At 67.2% G+C, this 631-nt stretch carries 1 pseudogene; it reads left to right on the forward strand.

The features are described 5' to 3' along the window. Window positions 1-631: pseudogene (locus AC07VX_RS26870) on the forward strand (IS3 family transposase); the annotation flags it as partial.

Genomic DNA, 631 nt, shown 5'->3' on the forward strand with positions numbered 1-631 from the left:
ATCTCCGAGCAGACGCTGCACAACTGGCTCAAGGCTGACAAGGACGGCCGGTTGATGGGCGCGGGCACGAAGCCGGTGAGCCCGGAACAGATGGAGATTGCGCGACTGCGCGCCGAGCTGGCGCGGGTGAAGATGGAGCGCGATATCTTGGGAAAAGCGACGGCGTACTTCGCGAAGCAGCGGGAGTGAGGTACGCCTGGATTGAGCGCAACCGGGAGCACTTCCCGGTGTCGCTGGCCTGCGAGGCGCTGGGGGTGAGTGCCAGCGGCTACCACGAGCACAGACTGCGGTCGGCCAAGCCGCGGCGCAACGTCAGCGACGACGCGCTGCTGGTACACATCCGGGCGATCCACGCCGAGTCGCGCGGCGAATACGGCTGGCCGCGGGTGTGGAAGGAGCTGCTGGCGCGCGGCATCCGCGTGGGCAAGGAGCGCGTGCGCAAGCTCATGAAACTGCACGGCATCAGGGCCCGGGGCAAGCGCAAGTTCAAGGCGACCACCGACAGCAACCACGGCTTGCCGGTGGCCGAGAACCTGCTCAATCGCGAGTTCAGTCCGGCAGCGCCGGATCGCGTGTGGACGAGCGACATCACCTACGTGGCCACGGACGAAGGCTGGCTGTACCTGGTGGC

The organism is Roseateles sp. GW821-FHT03B02, from assembly GCF_059421025.1.